21 protein-coding genes and 1 tRNA gene are annotated in these 20,372 nt (G+C 64.9%); 8 read left to right on the top strand and 14 right to left on the bottom strand.

The window, feature by feature from the left end; translation table 11 throughout:
* Positions 1-246 precede the first annotated feature (246 nt).
* The 10 genes from SFB74_RS12530 to SFB74_RS12485 form a co-directional block, all read right to left on the bottom strand.
* Positions 247-323: transfer RNA gene (locus SFB74_RS12530), tRNA-Pro, on the bottom strand.
* Positions 324-349: 26 nt separating this feature from the next.
* Positions 350-808, bottom strand: coding sequence for a MerR family transcriptional regulator (locus SFB74_RS12525; RefSeq protein WP_432731117.1), 459 nt, complete (start codon positions 806-808; stop codon positions 350-352).
* 65 nt (positions 809-873) lie between these two features.
* A complete protein-coding gene (locus SFB74_RS12520; protein ID WP_176667607.1) occupies positions 874-1,245 on the bottom strand; it encodes an integration host factor subunit alpha in 372 nt (123 codons plus the stop codon).
* A 5-nt stretch (positions 1,246-1,250) separates the two neighbouring features.
* The gene (gene pheT / locus SFB74_RS12515) at positions 1,251-3,692 is read right to left on the bottom strand and encodes a phenylalanine--tRNA ligase subunit beta (RefSeq protein ID WP_432731116.1); all 2,442 of its coding nucleotides are present in this window, start codon (positions 3,690-3,692) and stop codon (positions 1,251-1,253) included.
* 42 nt (positions 3,693-3,734) lie between these two features.
* Positions 3,735-4,811 (bottom strand): phenylalanine--tRNA ligase subunit alpha, encoded by a 1,077-nt coding sequence (gene pheS, locus SFB74_RS12510; protein WP_432731115.1) that lies wholly within the window; start codon positions 4,809-4,811, stop codon positions 3,735-3,737.
* A 112-nt stretch (positions 4,812-4,923) separates the two neighbouring features.
* Positions 4,924-5,283: a 50S ribosomal protein L20 gene (gene rplT / locus SFB74_RS12505; RefSeq protein ID WP_007832499.1), complete on the bottom strand. Its 360-nt coding sequence runs from the start codon at positions 5,281-5,283 to the stop codon at positions 4,924-4,926.
* Between the two features lie 24 nt (positions 5,284-5,307).
* Positions 5,308-5,511 carry a 50S ribosomal protein L35 gene (rpmI, locus tag SFB74_RS12500; RefSeq protein WP_007832497.1) on the bottom strand — a complete coding sequence of 68 codons (204 nt, stop codon included), beginning with the start codon at positions 5,509-5,511 and terminating at the stop codon, positions 5,308-5,310.
* A 165-nt stretch (positions 5,512-5,676) separates the two neighbouring features.
* A complete protein-coding gene (gene infC, locus SFB74_RS12495) occupies positions 5,677-6,303 on the bottom strand; it encodes a translation initiation factor IF-3 (RefSeq protein WP_432731928.1) in 627 nt (208 codons plus the stop codon).
* A 101-nt stretch (positions 6,304-6,404) separates the two neighbouring features.
* Positions 6,405-8,312, bottom strand: a complete 1,908-nt coding sequence (thrS, locus tag SFB74_RS12490) for a threonine--tRNA ligase (RefSeq protein WP_432731114.1) — start codon at positions 8,310-8,312, stop codon at positions 6,405-6,407.
* 220 nt (positions 8,313-8,532) lie between these two features.
* Complete coding sequence (locus tag SFB74_RS12485) at positions 8,533-8,844, bottom strand: putative quinol monooxygenase (RefSeq protein ID WP_126469112.1); 312 nt, start codon at positions 8,842-8,844, stop codon at positions 8,533-8,535.
* A 116-nt stretch (positions 8,845-8,960) separates the two neighbouring features.
* Here SFB74_RS12485 and SFB74_RS12480 point away from each other — a divergent pair, with 116 nt between their 5' ends.
* Positions 8,961-9,923 (top strand): GlxA family transcriptional regulator, encoded by a 963-nt coding sequence (locus SFB74_RS12480; protein ID WP_432731113.1) that lies wholly within the window; start codon positions 8,961-8,963, stop codon positions 9,921-9,923.
* Positions 9,924-10,002: 79 nt separating this feature from the next.
* On the opposite strand, the gene aceA is transcribed toward SFB74_RS12480, so the two are convergent.
* Together aceA and SFB74_RS12470 are read right to left on the bottom strand one after the other, a co-directional pair.
* Positions 10,003-11,334, bottom strand: a complete 1,332-nt coding sequence (gene aceA, locus SFB74_RS12475) for an isocitrate lyase (RefSeq protein ID WP_093202116.1) — start codon at positions 11,332-11,334, stop codon at positions 10,003-10,005.
* 205 nt (positions 11,335-11,539) lie between these two features.
* Positions 11,540-11,953 carry a gamma-glutamylcyclotransferase family protein gene (locus SFB74_RS12470; protein WP_432731112.1) on the bottom strand — a complete coding sequence of 138 codons (414 nt, stop codon included), beginning with the start codon at positions 11,951-11,953 and terminating at the stop codon, positions 11,540-11,542.
* A 47-nt stretch (positions 11,954-12,000) separates the two neighbouring features.
* Between SFB74_RS12470 and SFB74_RS12465 the strand changes: the two genes are divergently transcribed.
* Positions 12,001-12,933 carry a DMT family transporter gene (locus SFB74_RS12465; protein ID WP_432731111.1) on the top strand — a complete coding sequence of 311 codons (933 nt, stop codon included), beginning with the start codon at positions 12,001-12,003 and terminating at the stop codon, positions 12,931-12,933.
* A 155-nt stretch (positions 12,934-13,088) separates the two neighbouring features.
* Positions 13,089-13,526 carry an SWIB/MDM2 domain-containing protein gene (locus tag SFB74_RS12460; RefSeq protein ID WP_093202124.1) on the top strand — a complete coding sequence of 146 codons (438 nt, stop codon included), beginning with the start codon at positions 13,089-13,091 and terminating at the stop codon, positions 13,524-13,526.
* 40 nt (positions 13,527-13,566) lie between these two features.
* Here the strand turns inward: SFB74_RS12460 and SFB74_RS12455 are convergent, their stop codons facing one another.
* On the bottom strand, positions 13,567-14,346 hold the full coding sequence (locus SFB74_RS12455; RefSeq protein ID WP_432731110.1) for an AraC family transcriptional regulator: 780 nt from the start codon (positions 14,344-14,346) through the stop codon (positions 13,567-13,569).
* A gap of 103 nt (positions 14,347-14,449) precedes the next feature.
* Between SFB74_RS12455 and SFB74_RS12450 the strand changes: the two genes are divergently transcribed.
* Positions 14,450-14,740, top strand: coding sequence for a hypothetical protein (locus SFB74_RS12450; protein ID WP_432731109.1), 291 nt, complete (start codon positions 14,450-14,452; stop codon positions 14,738-14,740).
* Here the strand turns inward: SFB74_RS12450 and SFB74_RS12445 are convergent.
* Entirely contained in the window at positions 14,709-16,430 is a 1,722-nt protein-coding gene (locus SFB74_RS12445; RefSeq protein WP_432731108.1) for a thiamine pyrophosphate-binding protein, read from the bottom strand. The two genes, SFB74_RS12450 and SFB74_RS12445, sit on opposite strands and share 32 nt — an antisense overlap.
* Positions 16,431-16,524: 94 nt before the next feature.
* Here SFB74_RS12445 and SFB74_RS12440 point away from each other — a divergent pair, with 94 nt between their 5' ends.
* From SFB74_RS12440 to SFB74_RS12425, 4 genes are all read left to right on the top strand, one after another.
* On the top strand, positions 16,525-17,193 hold the full coding sequence (locus SFB74_RS12440) for a TetR/AcrR family transcriptional regulator (protein ID WP_093202134.1): 669 nt from the start codon (positions 16,525-16,527) through the stop codon (positions 17,191-17,193).
* A gap of 285 nt (positions 17,194-17,478) precedes the next feature.
* Positions 17,479-18,471: a tripartite tricarboxylate transporter substrate binding protein gene (locus SFB74_RS12435; RefSeq protein ID WP_432731107.1), complete on the top strand. Its 993-nt coding sequence runs from the start codon at positions 17,479-17,481 to the stop codon at positions 18,469-18,471.
* Positions 18,472-18,520: 49 nt separating this feature from the next.
* A complete protein-coding gene (locus SFB74_RS12430) occupies positions 18,521-19,294 on the top strand; it encodes an ABC transporter permease (RefSeq protein ID WP_093305183.1) in 774 nt (257 codons plus the stop codon).
* A 52-nt stretch (positions 19,295-19,346) separates the two neighbouring features.
* Positions 19,347-20,348, top strand: a complete 1,002-nt coding sequence (locus SFB74_RS12425) for an ABC transporter substrate-binding protein (protein WP_093305184.1) — start codon at positions 19,347-19,349, stop codon at positions 20,346-20,348.
* The last annotated feature ends 24 nt before the right edge of the window (positions 20,349-20,372 follow it).

Genomic DNA, 20,372 nt, shown 5'->3' with positions numbered 1-20,372 from the left:
TTTCTTGGGGATCACTGCATGAGAGCTTCGAGACGGAGCCACTCATCCTCAATTTCTCCCAAATTGATCACGATCATCGGCTTGCCCGCCTCCCTCCGGCGGGCTCCTCCCTCCGACCCCATGCGAGAACGGGGTCCTTCAGCTCGCCTTTTGGCGAGCTTTTTTTTGGGCGATGCCAAGAAAGAAGGCGCCAAAGAAAAACGGCTTACGCCTTGTGGGCGTAAGCCGTTTTCCGTCTACTGACTTTGGTCGGTGTGAAAGGATTCGAACCTTCGACCCCTTGCACCCCATGCAAGTGCGCTACCAGGCTGCGCCACACACCGAAGCTCTCGATTATAGCCTTGGAAATTCAGCGTCCGACGGTCAGCAGCTCACGAATTTCAAAGAGTTCGCGCCGAAGGTGCAACAACTGCGACAGATCGGCCGTTTGCACGGCTGCCGACGCGGGCGAATCTTCGACGACGGCGGCATCGAACTCTTCCTGATCGATCTCGATGGCCTCCACGCCTTCGAGCGGCACCTCGCCTGCCTTGCGGCGGTCGCGCTCGCCCTGCACGAGTTCCTGCAGCTTGTTGCGCGCGCCGCTGATCGTGAAGCCCTGGTCGTAGAGCAGATCGCGGATGCGGCGGATCATGAGCACCTCGTGGTGCTGGTAGTACCGGCGATTGCCACGCCGCTTCATGGGTCGCAGCTGCGTGAACTCCTGCTCCCAATAACGCAGCACGTGCGGCTTGACGCCGCACAGCTCGCCGACCTCACCGATGGTGAAGTAGCGTTTGACGGGAATCGGAGGGAGCGTTTTCTCCATTGAAATCAAGACTGTGCGCGGGAAACCTCAGAGATTACTCTACGCGGCCGCGCAGCACCAAGCACTTATTCGGAGCCGAGGCTCCACTCGACTTCGGAGGTATTGCCCTGGTCGATGCTTCCGTGGATCTGTTCCTTGAGCTTGGCGCTCGCATGGAACGTGGCCACGCGGCGCTCGCCGATCGGAATGGCTTCGCCGGTGCGCGGATTGCGCCCGGGCCGCGGCGCCTTCACACGGATCTGGAAATTGCCGAAACCCGAGATCTTCACGTCCGTGCCCTCGATGAGGCTGTTGGCCACGAGCTCGAAGAACGCCTCGACCATGTCCTTGGACTCACGCTTGTTCAGGCCGATCTGCTCGAACAGCAGATCGGCGAGATGCGCCTTGGTGAGCGCAGGCGTTTCGAGAGCCTCGAGCGTGAATTCGGCAGCGTTCATTCTCATCATCCCCTCAAGCGGCCGCCGAGCTTGGCGCCCAGTTGTTCGACGATTGCGCGGACAGCGGGCTCGACCTGTTCGTCCGTCAGGGTGGCGCTGTCGCTCAGGAAGCTCAGGCGCACCGCCATGCTCTTCTCACCCTGCGCCAGTGCACCGGGCGCGACCACTGCGCCGTCGCGCAGCGGCTGCGGACGGTAGATGTCGAACAGCGTCGCGTCGCGCAGCAGGCCCTGCGCCGCCGCGGCGGAGCGGATGGTCTGCATCAGCGCATCGTGCGTGACGGCCTCGGCCACCACGACGGCGATGTCGCGCTCGACGGCCTGGTGCTTGGGCACCGGCTGCGCCACCGGCACGAGCCGCGCCGTGACGGCGTCGAGATCGAGTTCGAACAGCACGGGCGCCTGCGAGAAATCCCACTTCTGGCGCCAGCGCGGATGCAGTTCGCCGACGAAGCCGATGGCCTTGCCGTCGACCAGCACGCGTGCCGAGCGGCCCGGGTGCAGGGCCGGATGCTCGGCCGCCTCGAACACGGGCTGCAGCGGCGCGAGCAGCGCCTCGACGTCGCCCTTCACGTCGTAGAAGTCGATGCGCTCAGGCTTGCCGTCCCAGCGCGCCTCATCGGCATCGCCCCATGCAAGACCCGCCACGCGCATCGGCTGGTTCACGCCGCGCACGGTGCTGTCGGTCGTGACGACGCTGTCGTCGCGCATGAACACGCGGCCCAGCTCGAACACGCGCACGCGGGGCGCCTTGCGGTCGAGGTTGAACTTGAGCACCTGCAGCAGCGAGCCCATCAGCGAGGAGCGCATCACGCTCATCTGGCTGGCGATGGGGTTCAGCAGCTTCACCGGGTTGGCGTTGCCCGCCAGGTCCTGCTCCCAGTGCGCTTCGACGAAGCTGAAGTTGATCGTTTCCTGGTAGCCCAGCGCGGCGACGCTGCGACGAACCGCGAAGCGGCTGCGCTGCGCCTCGGGCCGCACGCGGGCGGTGATGGGCGCGAGCGGCGCGGTGGTCGGCAGGTTGTTGAAGCCGATCAGGCGCGCGACTTCTTCGATCAGGTCTTCCTCGATCAGCAGGTCGAAGCGGTGCGGTGGCGGGGTCACGGTCAGCGTGCCTTCGCCTTCGGCGATCGTGAAACCGAGGCGGCTCAGTGCCTCGGCGCATTGCGCCTGAGTCAGCGGCATGCCGATCACGCGCGCGGCACGCGCCACGCGAAGGGTGACGGGCGCGGCTTCGGGCACGCTCAGCGTCTGGTCGTCCATCCGGCCGGCCTGGCCGCCGCAGATCTCGACGATCAGCTGCGTGATGCGCTCGATGATCTGGACCGTGCGGCTCGGATCGACACCGCGCTCGTAGCGGTGGCCGGCGTCGGTCGAGAAGTTGAAGCGGCGCGAGCGGCCCTGCACGGCCTCGGGCCACCAGAAGGCAGCCTCGACGTAGATGTTGCGGGTGTCGTCGGACACCGAGGTGGCGTCGCCGCCCATGATGCCGGCGAGCGACTCGACTTCGCGGTCGTCGGCGATCACGCCGACCTTGTCGTCGACAGTGATCGTCGTGCCATTGAGCAGCTTGAGCTGCTCGCCCGCCTTGCCCCAGCGCACCGTGAGGCCGCCGTGGATCTTGTCGAGGTCGAAGATGTGGCTGGGCTGTCCGTACTCGAACATCACGTAGTTCGAGATGTCGACCAGCGGCGTCACGCTGCGCTGGCCGCAGCGTGCGAGGCGCTCGACCATCCAGGCCGGCGTCGCGACCTTCGTGTTCACGCCGCGCATGATGCGGCCCGAAAAGCGGCCGCAGAGCTCTGGCGCCTCGACCTTCACCGGCAGCACGTCGGCGAACGAGGTGGCGACCGGTGCGATGGCGGGCGTCTTGAGCGGTGCGCCGGTGAGCGCAGCCAGCTCGCGCGCCACGCCGTAGACGCTCAGGCCGTGCGCCAGGTTGGGCGTGAGCTTGAGCGTGAGCAGCATGTCGTCGAGCTTGAGCACATCGCGCACGTCGGCGCCAATGGGCGCGTCGGCATCGAGCTCGAGCAGGCCGCCGTGGTCTTCGCTCAGCTGCAGTTCGCGCGCCGAGCACAGCATGCCCTGGCTCTCAACACCGCGCAGCTTGCCGAGCTTGATGAGGAACGGCTTGCCGTCTTCACCCGGCGGCAGTTCGGCACCGACGAGCGCGCAAGGCACCTTGATGCCGACGCGCGCGTTGGGCGCGCCGCACACGATGTTCAGCAGAGCGCCCTGCCCCGCGTCGACCTGGCACACGCGCAGGCGATCAGCGTTCGGGTGCTGCACCGCTTCCTTGATTTCGCCGACCACGATGCGCGTGAAAGGCGGCGCCACCGGTCGGCGCTCTTCGACCTCGAAACCGCCCATGGTGAGCGTTTCGGCCAACGTGGCGCTGTCGATGGGCGGGTTGCAGAACTCGCGCAGCCAGGATTCCGGGAATTGCATCTCTTCGATCTCGATCTGGTTTTTTCTGTGATGGGGTGCTGCTTACTGGAACTGCGAGAGAAAACGCAGGTCGCCGTCGAAGAAGAGGCGCAGGTCGTTCACACCGTAGCGCAGCATCGTGAGCCGGTCGGGGCCCATGCCGAAGGCGAAGCCGATGTAGCGCTCGGGGTCGAGGCCCATGTTGCGCACCACGTTCGGGTGCACCTGGCCCGAGCCCGACACTTCGAGCCAGCGGCCGGCCAGGGGGCCGCTCGCGAACTGGATGTCGATCTCGGCGCTCGGCTCGGTGAACGGAAAGAAGCTCGGGCGGAAGCGCAGCACGAGGTCGTCGCGCTCGAAGAAAGTGCGGCAGAAGTCGGTGAAGACGACCTTCAGGTCCTTGAAGCTCACGTTCTCGCCGAGCCACAGGCCCTCGCACTGGTGGAACATGGGCGAATGGGTGGCGTCGCTGTCGACGCGATAGGTGCGGCCCGGCGCGATCACACGGATCTCGGGCGCCTTCACGGTGCCGGTGGTGTCGGCTGCGGCCGCAGCGAAATCGGCGGCGTACTTCTTGATGTGCTGATGCGCATAGCGCACCTGCATCGGGCTGGTGTGCGGACGCAGGTTGTAGGGGATGCCGTCGTCGCCGTTCAGGTCGACGTAGAAGGTGTCCTGCATCGAACGCGCAGGATGGTTAGGCGGGTTGTTGAGCGAGGTGAAGCTGTGCCAGTCGCTCTCGATCTCGGGGCCGTCGGCCACGTCGAAGCCCATGCTCGAGAAGATCTCCTCGATGCGCTCCAGGGTGCGGCTCACGGGGTGCAGCCCGCCGGAGATGCGGCGGCGGCCGGGCAGGCTCACGTCGAGCGCCTCGGCGCGAAGTTGCAGCGAGAGTTCGTCGTCGGCCAGTTGCTGGCGGCGGTCGGTCAGAGCGGCCTCGATGGCCTGCTTGGCGACGTTGATGGCGGCGCCGCGGGACTTCTTCTCTTCGACACTCAGCGCGGCCATGCCCTTCATCAGCTCGGTGATGCGGCCCGACTTGCCGAGGAACTGGGCCTTGGCGTTTTCGAGCTCTGCGGGCGTCTTCGCTTCGGCGAAGGCGGCGCGTGCGGTGTCGACCAGGGAGTCCAACTCGTTCATAGCAACAAAAATCTTCGAGGGGAAATAAAAAAGAGCTGGAGCCTTTTCAAGCGCCAGCCCTTGAGCCGTGGGCGCAGGAAGCCGCCCGGAGGCAGCGCCCTGCTGTGCAGAATCAAGCAGCCAGCTTGGCCTTGACCTGCTCCACGATGCCGGCAAAAGCGGCCTTGTCGTGCACGGCGATGTCCGCAAGCATCTTGCGGTCGATCTCGATACCGGCCTTGCGGATGCCATTGGCGAACTGGCTGTAGGTCAGGCCCAGTTCACGCGAGGCGGCGTTGATACGCGCAATCCACAGCTGACGGAACACGCGCTTCTTGGTACGGCGGTCACGGTAGGCGTATTGGCCTGCCTTCATCACCGCCTGTTTGGCGACGCGGAAGACATTGCCGCGGCGACCGCGGAAACCCTTGGCGAGTGCGAGAACTTTCTTGTGGCGGGCGCGAGCCGTTACACCACGTTTGACGCGAGGCATGTGTGTACTCCTTGTTCGTCTGAGTTAGATGCCACGGCCGGGCAGCATGGCGGCGACAGAAACCATGTTGGTCTCATGCACTGCGACTGCACCACGCAGGTGACGCTTGTTCTTGGTGGTCTTCTTCGTCAGGATGTGACGCTTGAAGGCTTGACCGCGCTTGACGGTGCCACCGGGACGAACGCGGAAACGTTTTTTCGCGCTGCTCTTGGTCTTCATTTTGGGCATGTGAATGCTCCTTTAGTTTGTGCTCGTGAGGCGCCATGGATGCTCCACGGACTTGTTGGCCCCGAGACACTTCTTCATCCCGCCCCTGCCTGCATTTCTTTCGAAATGCGGGCAAAGGCGAAATCCCTTCAAAACCTCTCTACCGCGACTCCCGCCTTCGGCCCGTCAGGCCGTTGCAGGCGTCGCTGCCGGAGCGGCACCGGCATCCGCTGCCGGCTTCTGCCCACCGCCACCGGGCTTCTTGCGGCCCGGCGCGATCATCATGATCATCTGCCGGCCTTCGAGCTTCGGAAACTGCTCGACGATGATCGAGTCGCCCAGCTCGTCGCGAATGCGCTGTAGCAGGGCCAGACCGAGTTCCTGGTGCGTGATCTCGCGGCCGCGAAAGCGCAGCGTGATCTTGCACTTGTCACCCTCATCAAGAAAGCGCCGGATGTTGCGCATCTTGATGTTGTAGTCGCCATCGTCGGTACCGGGCCGGAACTTGATTTCCTTGACCTCGATGACCTTCTGCTTCGACTTCGCCTCGGCTGCCTTCTTCTGCTCGTGGTACTTGAACTTGCCGTACTCGATCAGGCGGCAGACGGGCGGGTTGGCCGCCGCGACGACCTCCACCAGATCCACGTCCTGCTCACCAGCAAGGCGTAGAGCCTCTGCAAGACTCACGACACCCAATTGCTCGTTATCCGGGCCGATCAGGCGGACTTCCGGGGCCATGATTTCCCGGTTCAGGCGGTGTTGGCGTTCCTCGCGGTGGCGGCGGTCGCGGAATGCAGTAGCGATGGTCAGAATCCTTCAAAATTTGCTACAAAATCTGTAGCGAACGCCGCACAGCCCTCGCGGACAAGCGGCACGATTTGGCTGGGAAACATATGGGGTGTTCCGGAGACAAATCAACGCTTGTCGGCAACATCCTGGACGAGCCGTTGCACGAACGATTCGAGGGACATTGCACCGAGGTCTTGATTGCCCCGGGCGCGCACTGCGACGGCACCTGCTTCCTTTTCCTTGTCACCCACGACAACGATATAAGGGAGCTTTTGCAACGAATGCTTCCGTATTTTATACGTAATCTTTTCGTTGTGCAGGTCGAGCTGGACTCTAAGCCCTTGATTTTGCAGCGTTTTCGCAACTTGCGAGGCGTAATCGGCCTGCCCTTCGCTGATATTCAGCACCGCGACCTGCACCGGAGCGAGCCATGCAGGCAGTGCGCCGGAGTGGTGTTCGATCAGCATGCCGATGAAGCGCTCCAAGCTGCCCACGATGGCGCGATGCAGCATCACAGGATGCGCACGACCGCTCGATTCCGTCACGTACTCGCCGCCCAGGCGCTCGGCCGTGTTGAAGTCGACCTGCATCGTGCCGCACTGCCACTGCCGGCCGATGGCATCGCGCAGCGTGTACTCGATCTTCGGACCATAGAACGCACCATCGCCGGGAGCGATGACGAAGTCGACACCCGAGCGGCGCAGCGACTCCATCACTGCGTGCTCGGCCTTGTCCCAGAGTTCGTCGGAGCCGACGCGGTTCTCGGGGCGCGTCGCGACCTTGTAGAGGATGTCCGTGAAGCCGAAGTCGGCATAGACCTTCTGCAGCTGCGCCGTGTACGCAATGCACTCGTCGAGGATCTGGTCTTCCGTGCAGAAGATGTGCCCGTCGTCCTGCGTGAAGCCGCGCACGCGCATGATGCCGTGCAGCGCGCCGCTGGGCTCGTTGCGGTGGCACTGGCCGAACTCGCCGTAGCGCAGCGGCAAGTCGCGGTAGCTGCGCAGGTCGCTCTTGAAGATCAGCACGTGGCCCGGGCAGTTCATCGGCTTCAGCGCGTACTCGCGCTTCTCCGATTCCGTCGTGAACATGTTGTCGCGATAGTTCTGCCAGTGGCCCGTCTTTTCCCACAGGCTCTTGTCGAGGATCTGCGGGCCCTTCACTTCCCAGTAGCCCGTGTCGCGGTAGATGTTGCGCATGTACTGCTCGACCGCCTGCCAGATAGCCCAGCCCTTCGGGTGCCAGAACACCACGCCCGGAGCCACTTCGTCGATGTGGAACAGGTCGAGCTCCTTGCCCAGCCGGCGGTGGTCGCGCTTCTCGGCTTCCTCGATGCGCTGGATGTACTGGTCGAGCTGCTTCTTGTCGGCCCATGCCGTGCCGTAGATGCGCTGCAGCTGCTCGTTCTTGGCATCGCCGCGCCAGTAGGCGCCGGCCAGCTTCGTGAGCTTGAAGACCTTCAGGAAGCGCGTGTTCGGCACGTGGGGGCCACGGCACATGTCGACGTATTCCTGGTGGTAGTACAGGCCCATGGCCTGCTCGTCGGGCATGTCCTCGACCAGGCGCAGCTTGTAGTCCTCGCCGCGCGACTTGAAGACCTCGATGACCTCGGCACGCGGCGTCATCTTCTTGATCACGTCGTAGTCCTGCGCGATCAGCTCGCGCATGCGCGCCTCGATGGCCGCCATGTCCTCGGGCGTGAAGGGGCGCTCGTAGGCGATGTCGTAGTAGAAGCCCTCGTCGATCACGGGCCCGATCACCATCTTTGCCGTCGGGTAGAGCTGCTTCACCGCATGGCCGACCAGGTGGGCCGTCGAGTGGCGGATGATCTCCAGGCCCTCTTCGTCCTTGGGCGTGATGATCTGCAGCTTCGCGTCATGGTCGATGACGTCGCTGGCGTCGACGAGCCTGCCGTCGATCTTGCCGGCCACCGTCATCTTGGCCAGGCCGGGACCGATGGACTGGGCGACTTCGGCCACCGAAACCGGGCCGGGGAACTCGCGGCGCGAGTTGTCGGGGAGCGTGATCTGGATCATTTGAAGAAAACCTCGAAGAGAAAAACAAAAAAGCGCGGTGGATGCCGCGCTTTGCTTGGTCGTGGAGCTGGAAGAAACCAGCGAGCGCGGGGCTACCGGCCTTTTCCTTCAGTGAAGAAAAAGCCGCTGAATACTTGCGGGGTAGTTCGCGGTGTCATAACCAAGGTGCCTTTCTCGCTCTTGTTGAGTGCAGAGACGACGATTCTAGCCTTTGCCCGCTTCAGGACGCAGGCGCGGCGTTCTTGAGCCCCAGCACTTCGATGGGCTCGATCGACGGCGGCGCGGCAAACAGCTCGGGCGCCTTCGCCATCAGCGCCTGGGCGATCGGGCCGGTCAGATGGGCCTGGCGGCCGGCTTCGTTCTCGAATGCGTCGAACACGCCGAAGGTGGTCGGCGACAGGCGCAGCGCAAACCAGATCGGCGTGGTCTTCTCGTCGCGGGCCATGGCAAGGCCTGCTTCCAGGAATTTCTCGACATCGCCTTCCTTGCCCGGCTTGGCTTCGAGGCGAGCGAACAGTGCGTACTTGATCATGGGTCAATCTCCTGAGTTGAACGGCGCGCGACATTGCGCGGCGTTGGCACGAACTCTAGGCAGTCTCCGCCTCTGGAGCCATTGGCATTTTTGACATCTTTGATATCGTTATGGCCATGAAGCTCGACATACTCGCCCTCGACGGCGTGTTCGACACAGGCCTGTCCACGGTGCTCGACGTGTTCACCACCGCCAACGAACTCACGGCGATGCTGCAGCTCGACGTGCCGCCGTTCGAAGTCACGCTGACTGGCGTTCGCAAGCGCGTGCGAACCTCGCAGGGCTTCGTGGTGCCGGTGGCCCGCGCGCTCGACACCGGTACGGCCGACTGGCTCATCGTCCCCGCGCTGGGCTGCAAGATGCCCGAAACGCTGGAGCCAGCCTTGCGCCGCCCCGATGTGCGCGACGCCTGCTTCGCCCTGCAGGAACGCTCAGGCAAGAACGCCAACGTGGCCGCCGCCTGCATCGGCACCTTCGTGCTGGCCGAATCGGGCGTGCTCGATCGGCACAAGGCGACCACGACCTGGTGGCTCGCCACGCTATTCCGCCAGCGCTACCCCGCCGTGCAGCTGGAAGACTCCCGCATGCTCGTCAGCTCGGGCCATCTGGTCACCGCCGGCGCGGCGCTGAGCCATGTCGACATGGCGTTGTGGATCGTGCGCCAGGCGAGCCCCGAGCTCGCCACGCTGGTCGCGCGCTACCTGATCGTCGACTCGCGGCCCTCGCAATCGGCCTATGTGATCTCCGACCACCTCTCGCACTCCGATCCGCTGGTGGAACGCTTCGAACGCTGGGCACGCGGCCGGCTGGCCGAGGGCTTCTCGCTCGACGAAGCCGCGCAGGCCGCGGGCACGAGCAAGCGAACGCTCGCCCGTCGCATGCAGCAGGTGCTCGGCAAGAGCCCCCTTTCCTACGTGCAGGATCTGCGCGTCGAGCGCGCCGTGCACCTGCTCAAGACCAGCGACAAGAGCCTGGAGCAGATCGCAGGCATGGTCGGCTATGCCGATGGCGTCACCTTGCGCACCCTGCTGCGCCAGCGCCTGGGACGCGGCGTGCGCGAAGTGCGGCTCGAAGCCTGAACTCCCGGCGAACGCAACAACAAAAAAGCCCGGCACGCGGCCGGGCTGAAAGTGACAGCGAAAAAAGCCGTCCGTCGGATCAGTGGAACTGTTCTTCCTCGGTCGAACCCGTCAGCGCCTTCACGCTGGACGAACCGCCCTGGATCACGGTGGTCACGTCGTCGAAGTAGCCTGCGCCGACTTCCTGCTGGTGCGACACGAAGGTATAGCCCTTGTCGCGTGCGGCGAACTCGGGTTCCTGGACCATGTTCACGTAGTGCTTCATGCCTTCGCCGCGGGCGTAGGCGTGGGCGAACTGGAAGGTGTTGAACCAGTTGACGTGGATGCCGGCCAGCGTGATGAACTGGTACTTGTAGCCCAGCGCCGACAGGTCTTCCTGGAACGAGGCGATCTGCTTGTCGTCGAGGTTCTTCTTCCAGTTGAAGGAAGGCGAGCAGTTGTACGACAGCAGCTTGCCCGGGCAGGCGGCGTGCACGGCTTGCGCGAATTCGCGGGCGAAGCCGATGTCGGGCACGCCGGTTTCGCACCACACCAGGTCGGCGTACGGTGCGTAGGCCACGCCGCGGCTGATGGCTTGCTCCAGGCCGTTCTTGACGCGGTAGAAGCCTTCCTGCGTGCGTTCGCCGGTCAGGAACGGCTTGTCGTTGGCGTCGTGATCGGAGGTGATCAGGTTCGCCGCTTCAGCGTCGGTACGGGCCAGGACGATGGTGGGCACGCCCAGAACGTCGGCAGCGAAGCGCGCGGCAATCAGCTTCTCGCAGGCTTCCTGCGTCGGCACGAGCACCTTGCCGCCCATGTGGCCGCACTTCTTCACTGCGGCCAGTTGGTCTTCGAAGTGCACGCCGGCAGCGCCTGCCGTGATCATGTTCTTCATGAGTTCGAAGGCGTTGAGCACGCCGCCGAAACCGGCTTCCGCGTCGGCCACGATGGGCAGGAAGTAGTCGATGAACTCCTTGTCGCCGGGGTTGATGCCGCGGCCCCACTGGATTTCATCGGCGCGACGGAAGGTGTTGTTGATGCGACGGACCATCGTCGGCACCGAGTCGTAGGCGTAGAGCGACTGGTCGGGATACATCGTCTCGGACGTATTGCCGTCGGCGGCAACCTGCCAGCCCGACAGGTACACGGCCTCGAGGCCTGCCTTGGCCTGCTGCATCGCTTGGCCGGCGGAGATCGCGCCGAAGGCGTTCACGTAGCCCTTCTTGGCGCCGCCGTTGATCTTTTCCCAGAGCTTCTCCGCACCGCGCTTGGCCAGCGTGTGCTCGATGGGGAAGGAGCCGCGCAGGCGCACGACGTCAGCCGCGCTGTAGCCGCGCTTGACGCCCTTCCAGCGGGGGTCGGTGGCCCATTCTTTCTCGAGTGCGGCGATCTGCTGTTCGCGGCTCAGTTGTTCTGTGAGGGTCTGGGGCATGGTCACTCCGTGAGGTTGATTGAAGGTCGGGCGCTGCGGCCGTGGAGTTACTGTAACTCCGCCGAAGACTCTTATGTCTTATAGAAGACATATTTTTCACTCAACAAAATCAATAACTTATGGAGATATTTCTCAATGCAGAATCATTTTTCCCATATTGAGAAAAATATTGCGGCGCAGCAGTCGAAGATTCCGCAATGCGCAATCAATCTTTCGGTTGTGAAAACGAAGCGCTCCGACGTGCGGCATGTGCGATCCAGTCGCCGCTTTCGATCACCTTTCGACCGGCGATGCGCGTCGGGTGAATCTCGTAGACCAGGCAGTCGAACCACTGCCCGCCCACATCCACGCGCACACGCCTCTTGATGTATTCGCCCGAGTCGTCGTCCGCCACTTCCTCCAGCACATCGAGCGCAGCTTCGACCGTGGATTCGATGGCGTAGACCTCGCCCCTCACCCGCCCCTCGCCTCCGAGCACGATGCCCGGATAGGCGCCCAGGTCGTACAGCGTGCCGGCGACGCTCGCCTCGCCAACCAGCTGCGGCGCAGGCCGGTAGCGTGCGATGTCGTTGCGGCCGCCGCAGCGCAGCGTGCCGTAGACAAAAACGTGGGGCATCATCGAAAGCGCGCTCCTTTCTTCGCAACAACAACACCTCGTCCAGTCTATTGAACTCCGCTGCCCCCGCATCAGGCCGTCTCGTGGCCTACGGCTGCCTGGCCCTGAGCATGTCGCTAGTCGGCGGCTACGTCGCCCTCTCCAAGCCCCTTGTCGCCGCCTTTCCGGTGCTGCTGCTCGCATGGCTGCGCTTCGGCATCGCGGCACTGGCCATGCCGCACTGGCTCAAGCGCTCGCCCGACGAGCCGCCGATGACGACGCGCACGCGCTGGCTGGTGTTCCTCGAGTCGTTCCTCGGCAACTTCCTGTTCTCGATCTGCATGCTGTTCGGCGTGAGCCTAACCAGCGCGGTGTCGGCGGGCGTGATCATGGCGTCGATCCCCGCGTGCGTCGCCGTCGCGAGCTGGCTCTTCCTGCGCGAACGCATCACGGTGCGCATCGGCCTGGCCATCGCCTGCGCGGCGGTCGGCATCGGGCTGCTGGCGCTGTCTCCGTCGGCATCGCATGCGCCCTCGCCGTCTGCGAACGCTTCGCCCACTTCGATGCCCTGGCTCGGCAACCTGCTCGTGTTCTGCGCAGTGCTCTGCGAGACGGCCTATGCGGTGATCGGCAAGTCGCTCACCGGGCGCCTGGGCCCCAAGCGCATCGCATCGCTCATCAACCTCTGGGGCTTCGTGCTGTCGATGCCGTTCGGCATCTGGTTCGCGCTGCAGTTCGATTTCACTGCGGTCCGCTTCGGCACCTGGGCGCTGCTCGTGGCCTATGCAATGGCCGCGAGCATCTGGACGGTGTGGCTCTGGATGACCGGACTTCGCCACGTACCAGCCGCACAAGCGGGTGTTTTCGCCGTGCTGCTGCCAGTGAGCGCGGCCCTCGTGGGCGTGCTCGTGCTGGGCGAAAACCTCTCTTCCCCACAGCTGGTTGCGTTCGTCGTTGCGCTCATTGGCGTGGTGCTCGCAACGTGGCCCGGGCGCCGAACGTGAAAAAGAGGGCTTCTCCCCTCTGAAAAAACAACAACTCCCAATGAAAAAAGCGCTTTTTCCCTTGGAAACGCGTTTTTTCTCATTTAGCATCCGCAGTGCCACTGGAGACGCAAGTTTTTCATTGGTGAGTGTTCAACCAAAAAAGGAAATCAACCATGGCAACTGCAAAGAAGGCTCCGGCCAAGAAAGCTCCGGCGAAGAAGGCCGCTCCCGCAAAGAAGGCTGCGGCTCCGGCGAAGAAGGCCGCTCCGGCCAAGAAGGCGGCTCCTGCGAAGAAGGCCGCACCGGCGAAGAAGGCTCCTGCAAAGAAGGCCCCCGCGAAGAAGGCCGCTCCCGCCAAGAAGCGCACGCCCAACGCCGCGTTCATGAAGGCACTGACCCCCAGCCCGGCACTGGCCGCCGTCGTCGGCTCCACGCCGCTGCCGCGTACCGCTGTCGTGAGCAAGCTGTGGGACTACATCAAGAAGAACAACCTTCAGGACAAGGCCAACAAGCGCAACATCAACGCCGACGCCAAGCTGAAGGAAATCTTCGGCAAGGCCCAAGTGTCGATGTTCGAACTGGCCGCGCTGATCGGCAAGCACGTCAAGTAAGCGCTCAGGGGCCTCGAGCTCCTGAATCAAAAAGCCCGCGTCACGCGGGCTTTTTTTTCGCCTGCGGCGAGGCCGCGCCCTCCTCGAAGAATCGCGCAGGCGTGCGGCCGAAGTGCTTGCGGAAGGCCTCTATGAAGGCGCTCACGGAGCTGTAGCCCACCGTCAACGCCACTGCCGTCACCGGCTCTCGCAGGCTCAGCAGTTCGACGGCCTTCAGCAATCGCGCCTGCTGGCGCCACTGCGCAAAGCTCAGCCCCGTCTCCGCGGCGAAGCGGCGCGTGAGCGTCCTGCGAGCCATGCCGATGCGATCGGCCCATTCGTCGATGCCATCCGGCAGCGCAGGATCGTCGGCCAGTGCCGCGGCCATCGAAGCGAGGCGCCTGTCCTGCGGCATCGGCAGGTGCAGCGATGCCTCGCCGCTCGCAGCCAGCTCATCGACCAGCACAGCCACCAGACGCGCTCTTCGCGGCTCCAGCAAGGGCTCGGAAGCATCCAGCGACGTCAGCCTATCCACCAGCGCCTGCATCAGCGGCGCGACGGCGAACACATGCGGCCCGTCCGGCAACGCGGCGGCAGCCGTCGGATCGATGTGCAGGCTCCAGCCCGCGGTGGCACCGAAGCTCTGCGCCGCATGGGCACAACGCGGCGCTATCCAGCCGATCCATCCCGGCGGCTGAACCCATCGGCCCGAGGGGGTCTCGATGACCTGCAGGCCCTCGCGCAAGGCGAAGAGCTGGCCGGTGTCGTGCGAGTGATAGCCCGTGACGCGCGGCGCCTCGTAGGCCGTGATCCAGAGCCTTGCGGGAGCTTCGTCAGCCATGGATGGCCCGCCGGAGATATCGATTGGCCCCGCGCCGCAAGCCCGGATGCGCCGCGCTGCCTAGCATCGAACCCATCTTCACTCCCATCAAGGAACAGCATCCATGAAAGCCCAGGACGTACTCCCCGACGGCGACGACTTCACCGTCATCAACGGCCGCACATTGCGCAAGGGATCGGTAGGCGCGTTCCTCGCCAACGTGCGGATCCTCGAGGACGCGGGCGCTTCGGCCGCGGACAAGCACGCCGCCGGGCAGGACCTGGTCGCGCTGATCCCCACCCTCGACGCACTCGGCCTGTTCGACGTGTTCGAACTGCGCTCGCCATCCCTGCGCGAGGAGGTCGACCGCCATCGCGCCGCGCTCAGCCCTGCGCCTGCTTCGCCGAGCGCGTGATCGACGACAGCGTGCCGCGCGTGGTGATGACTTCGGGGTCCAGCGGAATCTCGATCAGCGTGCCGGTGTCTGCCTCCAGCGCGCGCAGCAGCGCCGCTTCGAACTGCGCCGTTTCCGTCACCCGCTCGGCCGCATAGCCGTAGGCGCGCGCAAGCCCGCAGAAGTCGGGGTTGCGCAGCGCCGTGCCGCTGGTGCGCTCGGGATACTCGCGCTCCTGGTGCATGCGGATCGTGCCGAACATGCCGTTGTTGAGCAGCACGATGATGCTCTTGCCGCCGTGCTGTGAAGCCGTCGCCAGCTCCTGCCCCGTCATCAGGAAATCGCCGTCGCCCGCAATGGTGAAGGCCACGCGCCCCGTCGCCAGGTTGGCCGCGATGCCGGCCGGCACGCCATAGCCCATCGCTCCGCTGGTCGGCGCCAGCTGCGTCTTCGCGCCCTTGGCGAGGCCGTGGTAGCTGAAGTAGCGATGCACCCAGCTCGCGAAATTGCCTGCGCCGTTGGTGATGGCCGCGTCCGCCGGCAAGTGCTTCTGCAGCAGCGCGACGACCGCCGCCATGTCGACCGCCCCGCGCGGCGTCTCGGCCGGCATGCCGGCCAACGCCTGCGGCACGAGGTTGGCGTCGTAGTCGCCACGGGCCTGCAGCGTCCAGTCTTCCCACGGCAGCGTCGGCGGCGCGCTCAACACCTCCAGGCTGCGCGCGGCCGCGCTCATGCCGGCGTTGATCGCCAGGTCGGCCTGGTAGACGCGGTTGAGCTCCTCGGCGCTCGCATGGATGTGCACCAGCGTCTGCTTCGCCTTTGGTGCCTCCAGCAGCGTGTAGCCGCCGGTCGTCATCTCGCCAAGTCGCGGGCCGATGGCCAGGATCAGGTCTGCGTCCTTCACGCGCTGAGCGAGCTTCGGATTGATCGCGATGCCGACGTCGCCCGCGTACTGCGGATGGTGGTTGTCGAAGGTGTCCTGGAAGCGGAAGGCGTTCGCCACCGGCAGTCGCCAGTTCTCGGCGAAGCGCTGAAGCGCCTGCGCGGCCTGCGTCGTCCAGCCGCCGCCGCCGGCAATCACCAGCGGGCGCTGCGACTTCAGCAGCAGCTCGCGCAAGGTGCGCAGCGCGCCCGGATCGCTCCACGGCTCCACCGCCTCCACGCGCGCCAGCGGTCGGGCGGCGGTCTCGCTGCGCAGCATGTCTTCTGGCAGCACCAGCACCACAGGTCCGGGCCGCCCGTTCATCGCAGTGGCGAAGGCCCGCGCGATGTATTCGGGAATGCGGTTCGCGTCGTCGATGCGCTCCACGCGCTTGGCGAAGCCCTTGGTGCTCGGGCCGAAGAAGCTGGCGTAGTCGACCTCCTGGAAGGCCTCGCGGTCGCGGAAGTCGCTGCCGACGTCACCGACGAACAGCACCATCGGCGTCGAATCCTGGAAGGCGTTGTGCACGCCGATCGACGCATTGGTCGCGCCCGGCCCGCGGGTGACGAAGCACACGCCCGGCCGCCCGGTGAGCTTGCCATGCGCCTCGGCCATGAAGGCCGCGCCGCCCTCCTGACGGTTGACGACGAAGCGCGTGCGGTCGCGGTAGGCATGGAAGCCGTCGAGCACCGCAAGAAAGCTCTCGCCGGGCACGCCGAACGCGATCTCCATGCCCTGTTCGACCAGGCATTCCACGATCAGGTGGCCGGCGGGTTGTGATGTACTCATGGGAAGTAGAACCTCAGCTGCAAATGTCTCCGGCAATTATGTGCGCCCGCTCCAGACGCCTTGCGTTAATTCCCCAATTGGTTAAATTCGCGCCATGAAGGCTTCCAAGGACTCCACGCCTGACATCAGCATCGAGGCAATCGAACCCCGCTCGCGCGACGCCGACCGCTCGCAGCTCGCCATCCTCGCCTCGGCGCGCGACGAGTTCTCCGCGCGCGGGCTCGCCGGCGCGCGCATGGACAGCATCGCCGAGCGCGCCGGCCTCAACAAGCGCCTCATCTACTACTACTTCGGCAGCAAGGACGACCTGTTCCTCGCGGTGCTGGAGCGCGTGTACGCCGACATCCGGGAAGCCGAGCAGCGCCTGCACCTCGAAGAGATCGACCCCGTGGAGGCCATCCGCCAGCTGGTGTCGTTCACCTGGAACTACTACCTCGAGCACCCCGAGTTCATCACGCTGCTCAACAGCGAGAACCTGCACTGCGCGGCACACCTGAAGCGCTCCGAGCGCATCCAGGAAATGAACTCGCCGCTGGTGCAGCTGCTCGACACCGTGCTGGAGCGCGGCCGTCGCGACGACCTGTTCCGCGCGGGCGTGGACCCGGTGCAGCTCTACATCTCCATCGCCTCGCTCTGCTACTTCTACCTCTCGAACAACCACACGCTCTCGGCCATCTTCGGCCGCGACCTGCGTGCGCCCAAGGCGATGGCGCAACGCCTCTCGCACATGACCGACCTGGTCCTGGGCTATGTTCTGAAATAGGTTCGCCCCCAGGCTGCGCGCACTTCGTGTCGCTTCGCCAACCCCCTTCCGGGGGCAACACCTGAGGCCCGGCAGAGCCGGTTCCTCGGTGTTCCTGGCCTTGGCTGCGCCAGTTTCATGCGCCGCGCGCGGCGCAAATCCTCTCTACGAACGACTGAACCGCTCCTCCGGGTATTCACTAGGCAGCTCCGGTTGACGCTGCCGCGCGGGCGTTCCTACAATCGATAATTCACTCAATGGTGAATTGATCGATTCAAGAAGCGGCCCGACCGCGCGGAGACATTCATGAAGCTCTTTGCCAGCACTGCACGCACCACCGTCCTTGCCTCGCTGACCTGCATCGCAGCCCTGCTGCCCGCACTGGCGGCCGCGCAGAACGGCTACCCCACCAAGCCGATCCGCGTGATCGTTCCGTTCGCGGCCGGCAGCACCACCGACATCATTGCCCGCGCCATCACCGACAAGATGAGCGCCAGCATGGGCCAGACGCTGGTGATCGACAACCGCGGCGGCGCCAGCGGCACGATCGGCCAGCAGGCTGTGGCCACGGCCGCGCCCGACGGCTATACGGTGATGATCCATTCGTCGTCGCACACGGTGAGCCCTTCCACCTTCGCCAAGCTGCCGTTCGACACGGTGCACGACTTCGCGGGCGTCACGCCGATCTCGTCGCTGCCCAACGCGCTGGTGATCTCGCCGAGCAAGAACATCAAGACGCTGCCGCAGCTGCTGGCCGCCGCGCGCGCCAAGCCGGGCAGCATGAACTTCGCCTCGGCCGGCCAGGGCAGCGCCACGCACCTGAACGCCGAGAAGTTCAAGATGGCCGCGAAGATCGACGCCACCAACATCCCCTTCAAGGGATCGGGCGAGGCCGTCACCGAAGTGCTCTCGGGCCGCGTCGACTACTACTTCTCGCCCATCGCGCCGGTCATCGGCCAGATCAAGGAAGGCCACCTGCTGGCGCTGGCCGTGGGCTCGCCGAAGCGCGCCGCCGCCCTGCCCGACGTGCCCACCACCAGCGAAGCCGGCGTGCCCGGCTCCGAATTCAACTTCTGGATCGGAATGATGGCGCCCGCCAAGACGCCGCGCGACGTCGTCGAGCGCCTGAACGCCGAGGTGGCGAAAGCGCTGGCCTCGCCCGAGGTGAAGGAGCGCTTCGCCAAGCTCGGCGCTGACCCGTGGACGCTCAAGCCCGAGCAGTTCGACGCCTACATCAAGGAAGAGATCGCGAGCAATGCCCAGCTCGTGAAGGCGGCTGGCCTCTCGGTCCAGCAGTAAGCACCGCAAGCACGCTCTCTTCGCTCTCCCGAAAGTCCCGGCCCTCGCCATGTTCCGCAAGCTCCTGCTCTCCCCGGCCCTGCGCCCCTTCATCCTGATCCTGTTGCTGCTGGTGCTGTGGGACCTGGCGATCCGCCTGTTCAAGATTCCGGCCTACCTGATTCCCCCGCCGTGGGAAGTAGTGAAGCAGCTCGTTGCCGAATGGCCGCGCCTGCTCGCCGAAAGCTGGAAGACCACGCTCGCCACGCTGGGTGGCTTCGGGCTGACGATCCTGATCGGCATTCCGATCGCGATGGTCATCGCCTACTCGCGCGTCGTCGAGTCGTACGTCTACCCGCTGCTGGTGTTCTCGCAGAGCATTCCCAAGGTGGCGATCGCACCGCTGTTCGTGGTGTGGTTCGGCTTCGGCATCTTCCCGAAGGTGATCAGCGCCTTCCTGCTGGGCTTCTTCCCGGTAGTGGTGTCCACGGTGATGGGCTTCAAGTCGGTCGAGCCCGACATGCTCGATCTCTCGCGCTCCATGGGCGCGAGCCGCCTGCAGACCTTCTTCAAGATCAGCCTGCCGCAGGCCCTACCCCAGATCTTCAGCGGCCTGAAGGTGTCGGTCACGCTGGCGGTGGTGGGTGCCGTGGTCGGCGAGTTCGTCGGTTCCAACTCGGGCATCGGCTACGTGCTGCAGGTGGCCAACGGCAACTTCGACTTGCCGCTGATGTTCGCGGCGCTGGTGGTTCTTTCGAGCATCGGCGTGATCCTTTTCGTGGCCGTCGACATCGTCGAGCGCGTGATGATTCCCTGGCACGCCTCGCAGCGCCACACCCACTGAGCCTCCCGTTCCAGGTTCCTTCGCAAAGCCAACAACTCCCGGAGACAACACCATGAAGAAACTGCTTCCCTCGCTGCTCGCAGCGGCCGCGCTCGCCACCTTCGCCATCGCCCCGGCGCATGCCCAGGGCGACAAGCCCAAGGACAAGGTCACGCTGATGCTCAACTGGTACCTCTACAGCGAGCACGCGCCCTTCTTCCTCGGCAAGGAAAAGGGCTTCTACGCCGAGGAAGGCATTGACCTCGACATCCAGGAAGGCCGCGGCTCCGCCGTCACCGCGCAGGCGGTGGCCGCCAAGTCGGCGACCTTCGGCTACATCGACGTCACGACCATGATCAAGGCCGCCGCCAAGGGCGCGCCGCTGAAGTCGACCGGCGTGCTGTTCCAGGTGAGTCCGATGTCGGTGATGGGCTTCTCCGAAAAGAACATCAAGACGCCGAAGGACATCATCGGCAAGACCGTGGCCGTGACGCCGGGCGACTCGATGTCGCAGATGTGGCCCCTCTTCCTCAAGGTCAACGACATCAAGCCCGACCAGGTGAAGATCGTCTCGGGCGACGGCCAGACCAAACTCAATGCGGTGACCAACGGCCAGGCCGACCTGCTGCTGGGCTACGTGATGGACCAGGCCATCAAGCTGCAGGACGCCACCGGCAAGCCGGTGACGCCGATCCGCTTCGCCGACTCGGGCGTGAACCAGATCAGCTCCGGGATCATCACCAACAAGAACCTGCTGACCGAGAACCCCGACCTGGTGAAGCGCTTCATGCGCGCCTCCACCAAGGCCGCCGAAGCCGCCGAGAAGAGCCCCGAGGCCGCGGTCGACGCGATGCTCAAGGCCAACCCCAAGGCCGGCGTGCGCGACACGCTCATCGTGGGCATGAAGCAGAGCGTGGCGCTCTATCACACGAAGGAAACGGCCAACCAGCGTCCGTTCCGCGTGACGACGAAGAACGTGAGCGATTCGCTCGACCTGCTGGTGCAGTACGGCGGCATGGATGCATCCACCCGTGGCAAGCCCGAGGACTACGTCACCCTCGACTTCCTGCCCTGACCCTGCCGACGCCGGTCCGCCGCT

The sequence above is a fragment of the Variovorax xiamenensis genome, from assembly GCF_050916385.1.
In the GTDB taxonomy this organism is placed as follows: Bacteria; Pseudomonadota; Gammaproteobacteria; order Burkholderiales; family Burkholderiaceae_C; genus Variovorax.
The sequence above is the reverse complement of the archived record's forward strand: the minus strand, read 5'-3'. Positions and strand labels throughout refer to the sequence as shown.

Coding starts and splice junctions, on each gene's coding strand:
- SFB74_RS12455 (WP_432731110.1), bottom strand. CDS start 14,346: ATGGCTGACGAAGCTCCCGCAAGGCTCTGGATCACGGCCTACGAGGCG.
- rpmI (WP_007832497.1), bottom strand. CDS start 5,511: ATGCCCAAAATGAAGACCAAGAGCAGCGCGAAAAAACGTTTCCGCGTT.
- SFB74_RS12485 (WP_126469112.1), bottom strand. CDS start 8,844: ATGATCAAGTACGCACTGTTCGCTCGCCTCGAAGCCAAGCCGGGCAAG.
- SFB74_RS12450 (WP_432731109.1), top strand. CDS start 14,450: ATGAAAGCCCAGGACGTACTCCCCGACGGCGACGACTTCACCGTCATC.
- aceA (WP_093202116.1), bottom strand. CDS start 11,334: ATGCCCCAGACCCTCACAGAACAACTGAGCCGCGAACAGCAGATCGCC.
- pheT (WP_432731116.1), bottom strand. CDS start 3,692: ATGCAATTCCCGGAATCCTGGCTGCGCGAGTTCTGCAACCCGCCCATC.
- SFB74_RS12430 (WP_093305183.1), top strand. CDS start 18,521: ATGTTCCGCAAGCTCCTGCTCTCCCCGGCCCTGCGCCCCTTCATCCTG.
- SFB74_RS12435 (WP_432731107.1), top strand. CDS start 17,479: ATGAAGCTCTTTGCCAGCACTGCACGCACCACCGTCCTTGCCTCGCTG.
- SFB74_RS12440 (WP_093202134.1), top strand. CDS start 16,525: ATGAAGGCTTCCAAGGACTCCACGCCTGACATCAGCATCGAGGCAATC.
- rplT (WP_007832499.1), bottom strand. CDS start 5,283: ATGCCTCGCGTCAAACGTGGTGTAACGGCTCGCGCCCGCCACAAGAAA.
- SFB74_RS12445 (WP_432731108.1), bottom strand. CDS start 16,430: ATGAGTACATCACAACCCGCCGGCCACCTGATCGTGGAATGCCTGGTC.
- SFB74_RS12520 (WP_176667607.1), bottom strand. CDS start 1,245: ATGAACGCTGCCGAATTCACGCTCGAGGCTCTCGAAACGCCTGCGCTC.
- SFB74_RS12425 (WP_093305184.1), top strand. CDS start 19,347: ATGAAGAAACTGCTTCCCTCGCTGCTCGCAGCGGCCGCGCTCGCCACC.
- SFB74_RS12470 (WP_432731112.1), bottom strand. CDS start 11,953: ATGATGCCCCACGTTTTTGTCTACGGCACGCTGCGCTGCGGCGGCCGC.
- SFB74_RS12460 (WP_093202124.1), top strand. CDS start 13,089: ATGGCAACTGCAAAGAAGGCTCCGGCCAAGAAAGCTCCGGCGAAGAAG.
- SFB74_RS12480 (WP_432731113.1), top strand. CDS start 8,961: ATGAAGCTCGACATACTCGCCCTCGACGGCGTGTTCGACACAGGCCTG.
- SFB74_RS12525 (WP_432731117.1), bottom strand. CDS start 808: ATGGAGAAAACGCTCCCTCCGATTCCCGTCAAACGCTACTTCACCATC.
- pheS (WP_432731115.1), bottom strand. CDS start 4,811: ATGAACGAGTTGGACTCCCTGGTCGACACCGCACGCGCCGCCTTCGCC.
- thrS (WP_432731114.1), bottom strand. CDS start 8,312: ATGATCCAGATCACGCTCCCCGACAACTCGCGCCGCGAGTTCCCCGGC.